Raw genomic sequence first — 12,989 nt, forward strand, 5'->3', positions numbered from 1 at the left:
TCTTGCGGTCTGACGAAATCAGATGTCGTCGTCTTCCTTCAGCAGCTCTTCCTTGGTGATCGGCGTGTCGGTCACCTTGGCCGTGTCGAAGATCAGGTCGCAGACCTTTTCCTCATAGATCGGGGCGCGCATCTGGGCGGCGGCGTTGGGGTTCTGTCGGTAGAAGTCCAGCACCTGACGCTCCTGGCCCGGATAGTTGCGGGCCTCGTTCATGATGGCGTTGTTCAGCTCCTGGTCGGTGACCTGGACATTGTTGGCGCGGCCGATCTCGGCCAGCACCAGACCCAGGCGCACGCGGCGCTCGGCGATCTTGCGGTATTCGTCCTTGAGCTTCTTCTCGGACTTTTTGGCGTCCTCTTCCGGCAGGCGGCCGGCTTCCTTGTCGGCCTGGACCTGTTGCCAGATGCCGTCGAACTCGGCCTCGACCATCTTGGGCGGCAGGGCGAAGTCGTGGGCCTTGTCCAGGGCGTCCAGCAGCGAGCGCTTCAGCTTGAAGCGGGCGGCGCCGACATACTGCTGGTTCAGGTTGGTGCGCAGCAGTTCCTTCAGCTTGTCCAGCGACTCGATGCCGATCCGCTTGGCGAAGTCCTCGTCGACCACGGCGGGCGCCTCGGCCTTGATGGCCTTGACCTTGACGTCGAAGGTCACGGCCTTGCCGGCCAGATGGGCGGCCTGGTAGTCAGCCGGGAAGGTCACGTTCAGGACCTTCTCGTCGCCGACCTTGGCGCCCTTCAGTTGCTCTTCGAAGCCGGGGATGAAGCGGCCCGAGCCGATGACCAGCTGGGTGTCCTCGGCGGCGCCGCCCTCGAAGGGTTCGCCGTCCAGCTTGCCGAGGAAGTCGATCGTGACCTCGTCGCCCTCGGCGGCCTTCACGGTCTTGCCGGTCTTTTCGACATAGGACTTGGCCTGGCCGGCCAGTTCGGTCAGGGCCTCCTCCAGATCGGCGTCCGACGCTTCATAGGTCGGGCGTTCCAGCTTCAGCTTCTTGATGTCGGTCGGGGTGAAGTCGGGCATGACTTCCAGGGCCATTTCATAGGCCAGGTCTTCCGTACCGGCGATGACCTTGTCCATGTCCGAGGTCAGCTTCATCTCGGCGGGCGCGGCCGGACGCACCTTGGCGTCGTCCAGGGCCTTCTGGCTCGAGCTGTTCAGCGCGTCATTGACGATTTCGCCCATCAGGTCGCGGCCGAAGGTCTTCTTGACGTGCGACATCGGCACCTTGCCGGGACGGAAGCCCTTCAGCTTCATCTGCGGCGCGACTTCCTTCAGCTTCGCGTCCAGCTTCTGGTTCAGCTCGGCGACGGGAATGGTCACCGCGATGACGCGGCTGAGACCTTCGTTGGACTTTTCGACAACTTGCATGGCCGGGATTCTGACGCTCTGTGGCGGCGCCTTTGAGGCAGGCGCTGCGCGGTGTGGGTAAAGCAACAAGGGCCGCCCTTTGGAGGCGGCGCCTTTGAAGCCCGCCCTTATGTCGATCAAGGTTCCAAAGGTCAACGTGAGACGCGGCGCAGGGGATGGTTTCGGTCGGGGCCGGGGCGCGCTATCTGGATTTTATGAGCTCCTCCCCTCCCCCGATCGGCGTCGCCGTCTTCCCGGTCACGCCCCTGCAGCAGAACTGCACCCTCGTCTGGTGCCGCAACACGCTGAAGGCCGCGATCATCGATCCCGGGGCCTCGGTGGACGCCCTGCTGGGCGCGGTCGCGAAGCAGGGACTCGCCCTCGACGCCATCTGGATCACTCACGGTCATCTCGATCACGCCGGGGGTGCGGCCGAGATGCAGGAAAAGACCGGACTCGACATCATCGGGCCGCATCCGGACGACCAGTTCTGGATCGACGGCATCCCGGCCCAGGGTCAGATGTATGGATTGCCGGACGCGCGCAGCTTCACGCCGACGCGCTGGCTCGCCGACGGCGATCGGCTGATGCTGGGGGACACGGTCTGGGAGGTCTACCACTGCCCCGGCCACACGCCCGGCCATGTGATCTTCTTCAACCGGGCGGCCCGCTTCGCCCAGGTCGGCGACGTGCTGTTCCAGGGCTCGATCGGCCGCACCGACTTCCCGCGCAGCGACCACGCCAGCCTGCTGAACGCCATCACCACCAAACTCTGGCCGCTGGGTGACGACGTCGCCTTCGTGCCGGGGCACGGCCCGACCTCCACCTTCGGGGCCGAGCGCCGCACCAATCCGTTCGTCTCGGACGAGGCGATGCGCCGGGCGCCGATCGCGCGCCCGGCGTCCGGCCCTTCCTGAGCCTTGGCTAGCGCGCGGCCAGCAGCCCGATCACCACGCCGATGCCGAGGGCGTACAGCGAGGCCCTGACCGGGTTCTCCTCAACCGCGTGGCGCAAGCGCCCGGTCCGGGTCCTTCCCCAATCCCGCGCATGCAGGGCGTCCTCCCGGATCGCCTGCCGTAGCGGCCGTACGCCGAAACTCCGGTCTTCCGCCAGGATTTCCTCGGCCTGACGATCCAGCGTGGCCACCGCGCTGTCGGCGTCGTCCTCGATATCCTCGACGTTGGTCGGGCCGGTGTATGTCTCGGTCATGGAAGGCTCCTGAAGGGTTGTGGGTTCAGCCCGTCAAACCGCCGCCGCGCGCGCCGGTTCCGGGCAAAACGTCGCGCTCCCGAAACGTGATTGAACAGCGCTGCGGTACGGGACGTTTCCTCTCCGAAGGAGACCGCGATGACCTATATCGAGCCCGACAGCCCCGGTGGACAGCCCGAGATCATGCCGCCGGACACCCCGGGCCCGGACTACGAACCGGGCGGCGTTCCACCGGAAGATCCCGGCGGCATGCCCGAGGAAATTCCGCAGCAGGATATCCCCGGCGGCGAGCCTGGCGACTCCCGTCCCTACGGCGGTTGACGACGCAAACTCTGTGATTCGTTCGCAATTCTGTGACCGGACAACCGGAACCGGACGGGGGTGGAAGGGTTCAGTCAGCAACCGCCACCCGTCGCCACGAAAGGAACCCCCCGATGGCTCAAGGTCAGCCCACCCGCGCCTCCGGCGTCTCCAAACGGGGCTTCGCCTCGATGGACCCGGAACGCCAGCGTGAGATCGCCCGCAAGGGCGGGGCCAGCGTACCCAGTGAGAAGCGGAGCTTCTCCCAGGATCGCAGTCTCGCCGCACAGGCCGGCCGCAAGGGCGGGGAAGCGTCCCACGGCGCCCGCGGTCGAGAGCCGGGCACGATTGTAGAATAACGGTCGGCCATCGCGGACATTGAAGGGCGGCGTCCGCACGGGCGCCGCCCTTCTGCGTCAGGCCCCAAGCAGGGCCAGGGCGACGGCGGGCGCGTCGGAGGTTTCGAAGGCCGTGACCGACCATCCGGCCGCGCCGGCCAGATCGCGCACGGCCGCTTCGGTGAATTTTCGCGAGTTCTCGGTGTGGATGGTTTCGCCGCGAACAAGGGCGATCGTCGCGCCGTCGAGGTTCACGGCCATGTCACGCGTCGCTTCGAGATGCATTTCCATCCGCGAGTCCGCCGGGTTCCAGATCGCGCGATGAGCGAAGGCGTCGACATCGAAATCCGCCCCCAGTTCGCGGTTGGCCCGCACCAGCAGATTGCGGTTGAAGGCCGCGGTCACGCCGGCCGCATCGTCATAGGCCGCGATCAGGACCTCCGGCTGCTTGACCAGATCCACGCCCAGGATGAACAGGGCGTCGTCGCCCAGCAACGAGCGCGCGGCCTTCAGGAAGGCGACGGCCTCGTCGGGCTCCAGATTGCCGATGGTCGAACCGGGGAAGAAGCCGACCCGGCGGCCCTGACCGATCCCCGCCGGCAGGGCGCCCAGATGCAGGAAGTCCCCGACAAGGGGCGCCACCTTCAGCGCCGGATAGGCGTCGGCGATCCGGCGCGCGGCCGCGTCGAGGGCGTCGGCGCTGATGTCGATCGGCACATAGGCGGCCAGGGCCGGCGCCGCGTCCAGCACGATGCGGGTCTTCTCGCTGGCTCCTGAGCCGAACTCGACCAGCACGGCCTCGGCTCCGAACCGCCCCGCCCATTCCGGCGCCACCCGGCGCAACAGGGCCGCCTCCTGACGGGTCGGATAATATTCGGGCAGCCGGGTGATCTCCTCGAACAGGCGCGAGCCCTCGGCGTCATAGAACCATTTCGGCGAGGCGACCTTGGGCGACCGGGACAGGCCCGCGATCAGGTCGCGGCGGAAACGGGCAGTCTCTCCGGGCTCGGCGTTCCGCGTCAGCGGCGCCGGGGTATCGTCGGCCAGTCGCAGTCCCATGAACGCCCACCTTTGATGCGGATAAAAGAAATTGCGGTACGTGACCCGCGCGTGGCCCGGCGGCGTGGCGAACGAAGAGCCCCGCAGCACCATCTGGTTGGCCATGAACTTGCCGTTGTATTCGGAGGCCGTGCCCTCGGTCGGTTTGAACCCGGCGTAGGGAGCGTAGGCGCTCGCGGTCCACTGCCAGACCTCGCCAAAGGCGTTGGAGAAGGCATCGGGCCGGCAGCGCACCGCGTGCTCCCACTCCGCCTCGGTCGGCAGCCGTTTGCCCGCCCACCGCGCGTAGGCGTCGGCCTCGTAGAAGCTGACATGCCGGACGGGCTCGTCCGGATTGATCCCGACCCGGCCGGTCAGGCTCATATGCGTCCAACGGCCCTCCCCGGCGCGCCAGTACAGCGGCGCGGTCCAGCGCTCCGCCTTCACCGCCGCCCAGCCGTCGGCCAGCCACAGCTCGGGCCGGGCGTATCCGCCATCCTCGATGAAGGCGATCCAGTCGCCGTTGGTGACCAGATCATTCGCCAGCGCATAGGGCTCCAGCCAGACCCGGTGCGCAGGGCCTTCGTTGTCGAAGGCGAAGCCGGCTCCGCCGTGCCCGACCTCGACCAGACCGCCGTCGAATCCGGTCCAGCCGCCGCGCCGCGGCTCGAGTCCGCCCGTCCGGGGCGCAACCTCATAGGCCGCCGGTTCCAGCGGCGACCGCGACATCAGGTTCAGCAGGTCCATCAGGAACAGCTCCTGGTGCTGCTGGTCGTGATGCAGGCCGAGGGTGAACAGATAGCGTCGCCGGGAATCCGCATCCCCCTGCCCCAGCCACGCCGTCATCCGCCGGTCGATCTCGCGGCGATAGGCCATGACCTCGTCCAGCGACGGCCGCGTCATCAGGCCCCGGTCGCAGCGCTCCACCCGCGCGCCCAGCGCTTCGTAATAGCTGTTGAAGAGGGTCTGGAGCCTGGGGTCGACCGGCTCGTATCCGGGCTCGTCGCCCAGGATCATGGCCTCGAAAAACCAGCTGGTGTGCGCCAGGTGCCATTTGCCGGGACTGCAGTCCGGCATCGATTGGGCGGACAGGTCCTCGGCGCCCAGTCCCGCCGCCAGCGCGGGCATGGCTGACCGCACCTCGCGATAGTGGCTCAGGTCGCCGGAGACTGCGTCCGGTATGCGCGATGGCGCGTTCATCTGGTCCGCCCCTGGCAGTTTACGCCGGACCGGCGCTCGGGCTTCGAACGGCCACGGTCCCGGTTTGTTCCAAGTTAGGGAGGTTCTGTGAAGCTTCAAGGACGCTGCGCCCCTTAAAGCGTGGAGATCGCCTCTATGATCTCATCCACAGCCGATTCCCGCGTGGCCCAGGAACAGACGAACCGCACCGAACCGTCGTCGAAGCGGTAGCAGGCCCAGCCCATGTCGTTCAGCCGCTGGTGCGCCGCCGGCGGCATGCGCACGAAGACCGCATTGGCCTCCACCGGATGCGCCAGGGTGAAGGCCGACCGCGCGGCGACGCCTTCGGCCAGCCGCTGGGCCATCAGATTGGCGTGGGCGGCGCCGTCCTCCCAGGCATTGGTTTCCAGCAGGCCCAGGAAGGGCGCCGCCAGGAAGCGCGCCTTGGAAGCCGTCTGCCCCGCCTGTTTCAGGCGGTTGTCGATGCGCCGCGACAGGCTCTTGTCGAACATGACGATGGCCTCGGCGCAGTTGGCGCCCGCCTTGGCCCCGCCGAACACCAGCACATCCACCCCCAGCCGCGCGATCCGGGTCAGGTCGAACCCCGCGGCCGCCGCATTGGCCAGCCGGGCGCCGTCCATATGCACGCCGTAGCCCTTCAGCTTCACCGGCTCGATCAGGTGGCGCAGCTCTTCCTCCGTGTAGACCGTGCCGTATTCGGTCGACTGGGTCAGACTGAGCGCCGCCGGCGGCTGACGATGACCGACCTCGGGCTCCTCCAGCGCGGCGTTCAGGGCTGCGGGCTCGATCTTGCCCGAGAAGCCCGGCAGGCCGATCAGGCCCACGCCCGAGCCGAAGAAGCCGGGCGCCCCGGTCTCGTCCGTGCAGACGTGCGCGGCGTGGTGCGCCAGCACCGCCTCATGCGGCCAGGCCAGCATCGACAGGGCGATGGCGTTGGCCGCCGTGCCCGAGAAGACGAAGCGGATGTCCGCATCCGCGTCCAGCCGGCGCCGGATCAGGTCAGCCGCGCGCGCCGTGACGTCGTCCGAGCCGTATGCCCGGGCGAAACCGTCGTTGGCCTCGACCAGCGCCTGCAGGGCGGCCGGGGCCATGCCGGCGGTATTGTCGGATCCGAAATCGTATCGCATGGCCTAGCTGTTCCCTTCAGCCGCGTCCGCGCCGGCCGCCCCGCGTCTCTGCTTCTGCGGGACCGTGCGGACGGGGACCACCGGCATGACATCCTCATCCCCGTAGGGGACCGCGACCTGATGCGGGAACGGGATTTCGATGCCGGCGGCGTCGATCGCCTCCTTGCCGCCCTGCATCAGGTCAGCCTGAACCTGCCACCAGTCCTCGGACTTCACCCAGGCTTGCAGCGTGATCTGTACGGCGCTGTCCAGCAGGCCGGTCACACCTGTCCAGGGCGGGGGATCGGGCAGAACCTTCTCATGCTGTTCGGCGACCTCGGCCAGAACGGCGCGGGCTGCGCTGAGGTCCTCACCGTAGCCGACTGTGAAATTGATCTCGATCCGCCGGGTTTTCTGACCCGACAGGTTCAGGATGACATCCCCCAGCACCTTGGCGTTCGGCACCACGATCTTGTGATTGTTGGCGTTCGACATCTGGGTCGTGAACAGGTCGAGGCGCTGGACCGACCCGGCGGCGCCGCCGATATCGATCACATCGCCGACCTTGTAGGGCCGCAGGACAAGAAGAAGCACGCCCGCCGCGACGTTCGACAACGTTCCCTGCAGCGCCAGACCCACCGCCAGCGAGGCAGCGCCAAGGACCGCGATGATCGAGGTCGTCTGCACGCCCAGCCGCTGCAGCACGGCGATGAAGCCGATGATGTAGACCAGGACCCGCACCACCTGAACGGCGAAGCTGAGCACCGTCGGATCGTGGCGGAAGCCTCTCACGCGCGACAGTCCCCTGCGCGTCAGGCCGGTCGCCCAGCGCGAGGCGAAGACGGTGACGATCAGGATGACGACCGCGAGCGTCAGGTTGATCGCGAAATCGCCGGCCATGTCGGTCAGCTTGGCGATCATGGCGGCGTCCACCGCAGCGGCCGTCTGGCCCGCGGCGACCGCCTCGTTCAGGGGAGCGACGAGGGAGGACATCCGCCGGGTCTAACGCCTCGGTCCCGATTTGGAAGCCCGAAGCCCCGCATTTCCGGTTTCCCGGACCGGCGCCGCCGTTCTAACCTGGCGTATGGGCGACTCCACGAAACTCTCAGCGCTCAAGGTCGGCGTCGATGTGCCCTGGGTGACCAGCTGGACCGGCGAGCCGGTGCTGGGCGTGCGGCCCTGCCCCTCGGTGAACGGCGCCCCGGCCATCGTCCAGGCCGACAACGCCGGCCACGGCAAGCCGTTGTATTCGCAAAACCATGCGGTGCGTCAGCGCCTGACGGTCCGCGACATGCTGTGCCCGATGTGCGGTCGGCCCACGACGCCTGACGACCGCTACACCCAGGTGGCGCATCCGTTCGCCGCCGGGGCCCTGCGCGCCGCCGGGCGGGGCGGCGCCCTGCCAGCCGATATCGAGGACGACCGGATTCTGATTGACGCGGGCGCCATCGCGCCGTTGCACAAGGCCTGTTCCGAGCGGTCGCTGCGATACTGCCCCCATCTGAAGGCTGACCCGAACATCGACGTGCGCCGCTTTCCCCGGTCGTGGGTCGTGCTGCCGCTGATCGTGCGGGCCGAAGCCCCGCCGCAGCTGTTTCTGGCCAAAGCCGAGCCCCGTCGCGAAATGCCGGTCGTCGGCTTCCTCCAGCTATGCGGCCTGACCGACGACCGCGATCCGTCATGGCGAAGCCGGAGTCATCCTCTCGCGGGCTGAGCGATCCGTCCGCCCCCACCCTCGATGGCGTCCAGCAGGTCCATGACGTCGGCGATGGTGTTCGCCTCCCGCGCCGGCTTGTCCCAACGGATGCGGCTGACGCGCGGGAAACGCATCGCCACGCCCGACCTGTGCCGCGTCGATCGGTTCAACCCCTCGAAGGCGATTTCCAGCACCAGGCCGAAATCCCGCTCGGCCCGGACCGAGCGCACCGGCCCGAACCGCTCGACCGTGTGGTCGCGCACGAACTTGTCCAGCTGCTTCAGCTCCTCGTCGGTAAAGCCGAAATAGGCCTTGCCGACGGGGGTCAACGGCCCTTCCCCGGTCCAGACTCCGAAGGTGTAGTCGGAATAGAAGCTGGATCGTTTCCCGTGACCGCGCTGGGCGTACATCAGCACCGCGTCGATGACGTGGGGATCGCGTTTCCATTTGAACCACGGCCCCTTGGGCCGCCCGGCGACGTAGGGACTGTCCCAGCGCTTCAGCATCAGTCCCTCGGCGGCGGCCCCCACCGGCGGGTCGGCGCGCAGCACGGCCAGATCGTCCCACGTCGAATAGGGCACCACCGGCGACAGATGCAGCCGCTCCCCGCCGCTTCCGGCCACTGACTCCAGCCGCGCCCGCCGGTCCCGCAGCGGCAGGGCCCGCAAATCTTCTCCGTCGTCCGCCAGAATGTCGTAGGCGACGATCGCCGCCGGAAAGGCCGCCATGGTCTTCGCGTCGACCGCCTTGCGGTTCAGCCGCTGCTGCAGGTCGCCGAACGGGGCCACGCCCCCGTCCCGCCAGACCACCAGTTCTCCATCCAGCGCGCCTTCGAACGCCAGCCCCTCCATGACATCGGGGAAGGCGCCCGAAATCTCGTCACCCGTGCGGGAATACAGCTTCTGCACTCCGCCCTCGCGCACCGCCTGAACGCGGATTCCGTCCCATTTCCACTCGGCAGCGAAGTCGGCGGGAGACAGGCGGGGGAAGTCGACCGCCTCGTCGATGGCCACCGCCAGCATGACCGGCCGGAACCGGCCGGGAGCGTCGCTGCTCGGGCGATCAGACCGGCCTTCCAGCCAGGCGAACAGATCGGGATAGGGCGGCTCCAGCGCGTGCCAGATTTCCTCGATATCCGAGACGTCGACAGGTTCCAGCTCGGTAAACGCCTCCCCGCCGTCGGGATCGGGCGGCTCGCTGACCGCGGCCGGGCGCATCATCGCCGCCGCCGTCCTCGCCAGCCGCGCGGACAGGCCGACGCGCAACCCGCCGGTCATCAGCTTAAGCAGCGCCCAGCGTCCCTTGGGCTCGAGGGCGTCCAGCCACCCCTCCAGCAAATTCTTCACCTCGCCTCGCGAGGCGGTGCGCAGGGCCTCGACCACCTCGCCCAGTTCAGGCTCGCGGTTGGGCTTGTAGTCCGGGTCCCGTGGCCAGATCAGCGCCACCGTCTCGGCCAGATCGCCGACATAGTCGTAGGACCAGCCGAACAGCACGGCGTCGGCCCGCGCCTCGACCGCCTTGCGGATCATCGCCGGCTTGGCCGCGTCGAAGGTCAGGTCCCCGGTCAGGGCGGCCAGCGCCCAGCCCCGATCCGGATCGGGCGTCGCCTTCAGATAGTCCCGCAGCAGCACCAGCTTCGCATTACGCGACGCCGTCAGCGACAGTCGGTCCAGCAGTTCGGCGAAGGCGCGCATCGGACCTCATGTAACCAGCCCAACCTCAAACGAAAAACGCCCCGGAGGTTTCCCTCCAGGGCGTCGTCTCTTCGACGAACCGGAGATCAGGCCGCGGCGGCCTGGGTGTTGTCGATGAAGCTGCGGACGCCCGCTCGCCCACCGCCGACACGGGTCATCAGGTGGGCCAGCGCCGCGAAGTCGATCGGCTTGTTCAGATAGGCGTCGGCGCCGGCGTCCAGGCCCGCGGCGTGATCCTCGCTGCGCGCAGAGGCGGACAGCACCACGATCGGCGTCTCGCGATTGGCGCCTTCGCCGGCCCGGATCGCGCGGGTGGCTGTCAGGCCGTCCATCACCGGCATGTTCACATCCATGATGATCAGGTCGAAGGTCTGGTCCTGGGCCATTTCGACGGCGATCTGGCCGTTCTCGGCGCTGACCGAGGCGTGACCGGCCGAACCCAGCCAGGCTTCGAGGATCATGCGGTTGACCGGGTGGTCCTCGACCACCAGCACGTTCAGCGCCTGACCGTCGACGACTTCGGCATGGATGGGTTCCACGGCCTCCTGACGTCCCCATTCGACCACCTCGGACTCGACCGAGAAGGTGAAGGTCGAGCCTTCGCCCACGTTCGAGGTCACGCTGATGTCGCCGCCCATGATGTTGGCCATGCGGCGGGCGATGGTCAGGCCCAGACCCGTGCCGCCGAAGCGGCGCGTCGATGATCCGTCGACCTGGGTGAAGGGCTGGAACAGCCGCGCCAGATCCTCGGGCGAGATGCCGGCGCCGGAATCGGTCACGGCGAAATCGAAGCGGACCCTGTCGTCGGCCAGGCGTTCGCCGCGAACGACATAGTTGACGTCGCCGCGATCGGTGAATTTCACCGCATTGGACAGCAGGTTGTGAATGACCTGGCAGACCCGCAGCGGGTCGCCGCGGACCACGGAGGGAATCTCGCCCTCGAAACGGGTCGAGAAGGTCAGGCCCTTGGCCTCGGCCTGGGCCTGGAACGGTCCCGTCACCCGTTTGTGCAGGTCGTCGACGGACACGTCGACGACCTCGAAGGTCATCTTGCCCGCTTCGATCTTGGTCATGTCCAGGATGTCGTTCAGCAGGCTCAGCAGATTGTCGCCCGAGTTGCGGATGATCGACAGATATTCCCGCTGCGTCGGCTCCAGGGAGGTCGCGCCCAGGAGTTGGGCGGCGCCGAGGACGCCGTTCATGGGCGTGCGCAGCTCGTGCGAGATGACCCCCAGGAAGCTGGACTTGGCGTCGTTGGCGGCGTTTGCCCGGTCACGGGCGGTTTCAAGTTCCTCGATCAGATGCGCCTGATGCTCCTGGAAGGCGCGGATGCGCTCTTCCCGCAGCATGGTCATCATGACCAGCACCACAAGGCCGGCGCCGGTGAACGGCACCACGGCCAGGAACGGCCAGAAGATCGGCGTACCCCACAGGCTGATCGCGATGATCAGGCCGGCGATGCCGTAGGGCGATGAAATGACGATGGCCTGACGCGGCGAACTGCGCAGCTGCGCGAACACCAGCACATAGCCCGACACCAGCAGGGCCATGGCCAGCGCATGTCCGAACTCCGCTCCGGAGAACCACGCCAGCAGGGGCGCTGTGGCCCAGGCCGCTGTGGTTGCGGTCGCCACGGCGGGGAACACCAGACCCCAGCCTGCGCCCACCCGGTCGCTGATGCGTTTCTCGACCGCGCCGCGGATGGCGCCGGCCGCGACCGTGCCCACGAACCACAAGGCGGCGGTGCTCAGGCCGACGGTGGCCAGCAGGCCGAGGGCCCACGTGCCGATGATCATATAGCGAAGATATTGCGTCTGCAGAATCGCGCGAAGCGCCTGCGCGGCTTCGCCGGCGCCCGGTTCGCCGCTGATCGACTTGCCGATGCCGTCGGATTCCACCATGCGCGCGCCCCACCCCCGTTAACGTCCGGGCCGAACGCTATGGGGAAGTCTCTAAGACGAGATGAACGCTGATCGATTCCGAAATCGCCGTTTTTACGAATCCCGGAGGGTCGCGTCAGCCTCTGCAGGAGTCAGCGCCCGTATGGACAGGGCGTGAACGGGCCCCGCCAGTTCCGCGCGCAGAAGGTCATTGACCGCCCGCTGCCGCTGCACCCGTCCCTGCCCTTCGAAGGCTGCGGCGACGACGGTCAGATTGAAGTGGCTCTCGCCGCCCGGCTGGCCGTCCATGCCGCCTTCATGGTGATGGCCGGCGTGCCGGGCGCTGTCGTCCTCGATCACCAGCCGCTCGGGAGACAGGCCCGCTGTCAGTTTTTCCCGGATAATCGTCGCAATCGGGCCTTCCGGCATGGGTGTGTCCTTGTTGGTGACCAATTCGACCTTACACTTGCACCGATGTCATCCGAGTTTGAATACAAGCCCCGCTTCAAGGACATGCGGATCAAACCGCCGCGCCCCGAAGAGGAGGCGGCGGAGGCCGACGTCCTGCATCTGAAGCCCGGCGAGAAGCCGTGCCAGTGGCCCGACTGCCGCGCCGCCGCCACGGCCCGCGCGCCCAAGTCGCGCGAACGGCTGAACGACTTCTATGATTTCTGCCAGCGCCACGCGGGCGAGTACAACAAGGGCTGGAATTTCTACGCCGGCATGAGCGACGGCGAGGTTCGCGCGGCCAAGGAAAACGAGGCCATGACCGGCGGCCGTCCGACGTGGGAGATGAAGGCGGGCAAATTCAGCCGCGAGGCCGCCGCCTTCGCCGCCAAGATGGGCACGGCCAACACAAAAGGCGCCGGCAGCTGGCAGGACAGCTTCGGCCTGTTCGGCCGGCGTACCCGCGAACAGACCGGACCCGCCGGAGAGGACACGCTGCGTCTCGGCAAGCTGGAGCGGGCGGCCCTGGCGACGCTCGACCTCGACGCCCGCACCGACAAGGCCGGGGTCAAGGCGCGCTATCATGAGATGCTGAAGCGCTTCCACCCGGACCTGAACCAGGGCGACCGTGGCGCGGAGGCCAAGCTGCAGAGCGTCATCAAGGCCTACAAGACCCTGAAGAAGGCGGGTCTGGCCTAGCGTCCCGTGTCCGGGCGCCTAGCTATAGGGCTCCCCCGCAC

13 protein-coding genes are annotated in these 12,989 nt (G+C 67.7%); 5 read left to right on the plus strand and 8 right to left on the minus strand.

All coding sequences use genetic code 11. The features are described 5' to 3' along the window. Window positions 1-18 precede the first annotated feature (18 nt). Complete coding sequence (tig, locus tag BrevBR_RS02750) at window positions 19-1,362, minus strand: trigger factor (RefSeq protein WP_339999852.1); 1,344 nt, start codon at window positions 1,360-1,362, stop codon at window positions 19-21. Window positions 1,363-1,556: 194 nt separating this feature from the next. Between tig and BrevBR_RS02755 the strand changes: the two genes are divergently transcribed. Beyond that, entirely contained in the window at window positions 1,557-2,258 is a 702-nt protein-coding gene (locus tag BrevBR_RS02755) for an MBL fold metallo-hydrolase (RefSeq protein WP_332640930.1), read from the plus strand. 7 nt (window positions 2,259-2,265) lie between these two features. Here the strand turns inward: BrevBR_RS02755 and BrevBR_RS02760 are convergent, their stop codons facing one another. Continuing rightward, window positions 2,266-2,550 carry a hypothetical protein gene (locus BrevBR_RS02760; RefSeq protein WP_339999853.1) on the minus strand — a complete coding sequence of 95 codons (285 nt, stop codon included), beginning with the start codon at window positions 2,548-2,550 and terminating at the stop codon, window positions 2,266-2,268. Window positions 2,551-2,688: 138 nt separating this feature from the next. Between BrevBR_RS02760 and BrevBR_RS02765 the strand changes: the two genes are divergently transcribed. Both BrevBR_RS02765 and BrevBR_RS02770 read left to right on the plus strand, forming a co-directional pair. Beyond that, on the plus strand, window positions 2,689-2,871 hold the full coding sequence (locus tag BrevBR_RS02765; RefSeq protein ID WP_332640933.1) for a hypothetical protein: 183 nt from the start codon (window positions 2,689-2,691) through the stop codon (window positions 2,869-2,871). Window positions 2,872-2,984: 113 nt separating this feature from the next. After that, window positions 2,985-3,209, plus strand: coding sequence for a general stress protein (locus BrevBR_RS02770; RefSeq protein WP_332640934.1), 225 nt, complete (start codon window positions 2,985-2,987; stop codon window positions 3,207-3,209). Between the two features lie 57 nt (window positions 3,210-3,266). Here BrevBR_RS02770 and egtB read toward each other — a convergent pair whose 3' ends face one another. From egtB to BrevBR_RS02785, 3 genes are all read right to left on the minus strand, one after another. Next, window positions 3,267-5,426, minus strand: coding sequence for an ergothioneine biosynthesis protein EgtB (gene egtB / locus BrevBR_RS02775; protein WP_339999854.1), 2,160 nt, complete (start codon window positions 5,424-5,426; stop codon window positions 3,267-3,269). Window positions 5,427-5,539: 113 nt separating this feature from the next. Continuing rightward, the gene (locus BrevBR_RS02780) at window positions 5,540-6,553 is read right to left on the minus strand and encodes a threonine aldolase family protein (protein WP_339999855.1); all 1,014 of its coding nucleotides are present in this window, start codon (window positions 6,551-6,553) and stop codon (window positions 5,540-5,542) included. A 3-nt stretch (window positions 6,554-6,556) separates the two neighbouring features. Continuing rightward, complete coding sequence (locus BrevBR_RS02785; RefSeq protein ID WP_339999856.1) at window positions 6,557-7,525, minus strand: mechanosensitive ion channel family protein; 969 nt, start codon at window positions 7,523-7,525, stop codon at window positions 6,557-6,559. Window positions 7,526-7,616: 91 nt separating this feature from the next. Here BrevBR_RS02785 and BrevBR_RS02790 point away from each other — a divergent pair, with 91 nt between their 5' ends. After that, complete coding sequence (locus tag BrevBR_RS02790) at window positions 7,617-8,246, plus strand: hypothetical protein (RefSeq protein ID WP_339999857.1); 630 nt, start codon at window positions 7,617-7,619, stop codon at window positions 8,244-8,246. Here BrevBR_RS02790 and BrevBR_RS02795 read toward each other — a convergent pair. The 3 genes from BrevBR_RS02795 to BrevBR_RS02805 form a co-directional block, all read right to left on the minus strand. Then, window positions 8,228-9,922, minus strand: a complete 1,695-nt coding sequence (locus BrevBR_RS02795) for a cisplatin damage response ATP-dependent DNA ligase (RefSeq protein ID WP_339999858.1) — start codon at window positions 9,920-9,922, stop codon at window positions 8,228-8,230. The two genes, BrevBR_RS02790 and BrevBR_RS02795, sit on opposite strands and share 19 nt — an antisense overlap. An 86-nt stretch (window positions 9,923-10,008) precedes the next feature. Next, on the minus strand, window positions 10,009-11,823 hold the full coding sequence (locus BrevBR_RS02800; protein ID WP_332640941.1) for an ATP-binding protein: 1,815 nt from the start codon (window positions 11,821-11,823) through the stop codon (window positions 10,009-10,011). Window positions 11,824-11,916: 93 nt separating this feature from the next. After that, a complete protein-coding gene (locus BrevBR_RS02805) occupies window positions 11,917-12,231 on the minus strand; it encodes a BolA family protein (RefSeq protein WP_339999859.1) in 315 nt (104 codons plus the stop codon). Window positions 12,232-12,276: 45 nt separating this feature from the next. On the opposite strand from BrevBR_RS02805, the gene BrevBR_RS02810 reads away from it, so the two are divergent. Next, window positions 12,277-12,948, plus strand: coding sequence for a J domain-containing protein (locus BrevBR_RS02810; RefSeq protein ID WP_332640943.1), 672 nt, complete (start codon window positions 12,277-12,279; stop codon window positions 12,946-12,948). Window positions 12,949-12,989 lie beyond the last annotated feature (41 nt).

It is taken from the genome of Brevundimonas sp. BR2-1, assembly GCF_037626195.1.
Taxonomy (GTDB): Bacteria; Pseudomonadota; Alphaproteobacteria; order Caulobacterales; family Caulobacteraceae; genus Brevundimonas.

What these genes read in the sequence shown, in the direction of transcription:
- tig (WP_339999852.1), bottom strand. Translation starts at nt 1,362, where the DNA reads ATGCAAGTTGTCGAAAAGTCCAACGAAGGTCTCAGCCGCGTCATCGCG.
- BrevBR_RS02755 (WP_332640930.1), top strand. Translation starts at nt 1,557, where the DNA reads ATGAGCTCCTCCCCTCCCCCGATCGGCGTCGCCGTCTTCCCGGTCACG.
- BrevBR_RS02760 (WP_339999853.1), bottom strand. Translation starts at nt 2,550, where the DNA reads ATGACCGAGACATACACCGGCCCGACCAACGTCGAGGATATCGAGGAC.
- BrevBR_RS02765 (WP_332640933.1), top strand. Translation starts at nt 2,689, where the DNA reads ATGACCTATATCGAGCCCGACAGCCCCGGTGGACAGCCCGAGATCATG.
- BrevBR_RS02770 (WP_332640934.1), top strand. Translation starts at nt 2,985, where the DNA reads ATGGCTCAAGGTCAGCCCACCCGCGCCTCCGGCGTCTCCAAACGGGGC.
- egtB (WP_339999854.1), bottom strand. Translation starts at nt 5,426, where the DNA reads ATGAACGCGCCATCGCGCATACCGGACGCAGTCTCCGGCGACCTGAGC.
- BrevBR_RS02780 (WP_339999855.1), bottom strand. Translation starts at nt 6,553, where the DNA reads ATGCGATACGATTTCGGATCCGACAATACCGCCGGCATGGCCCCGGCC.
- BrevBR_RS02785 (WP_339999856.1), bottom strand. Translation starts at nt 7,525, where the DNA reads ATGTCCTCCCTCGTCGCTCCCCTGAACGAGGCGGTCGCCGCGGGCCAG.
- BrevBR_RS02790 (WP_339999857.1), top strand. Translation starts at nt 7,617, where the DNA reads ATGGGCGACTCCACGAAACTCTCAGCGCTCAAGGTCGGCGTCGATGTG.
- BrevBR_RS02795 (WP_339999858.1), bottom strand. Translation starts at nt 9,922, where the DNA reads ATGCGCGCCTTCGCCGAACTGCTGGACCGACTGTCGCTGACGGCGTCG.
- BrevBR_RS02800 (WP_332640941.1), bottom strand. Translation starts at nt 11,823, where the DNA reads ATGGTGGAATCCGACGGCATCGGCAAGTCGATCAGCGGCGAACCGGGC.
- BrevBR_RS02805 (WP_339999859.1), bottom strand. Translation starts at nt 12,231, where the DNA reads ATGCCGGAAGGCCCGATTGCGACGATTATCCGGGAAAAACTGACAGCG.
- BrevBR_RS02810 (WP_332640943.1), top strand. Translation starts at nt 12,277, where the DNA reads ATGTCATCCGAGTTTGAATACAAGCCCCGCTTCAAGGACATGCGGATC.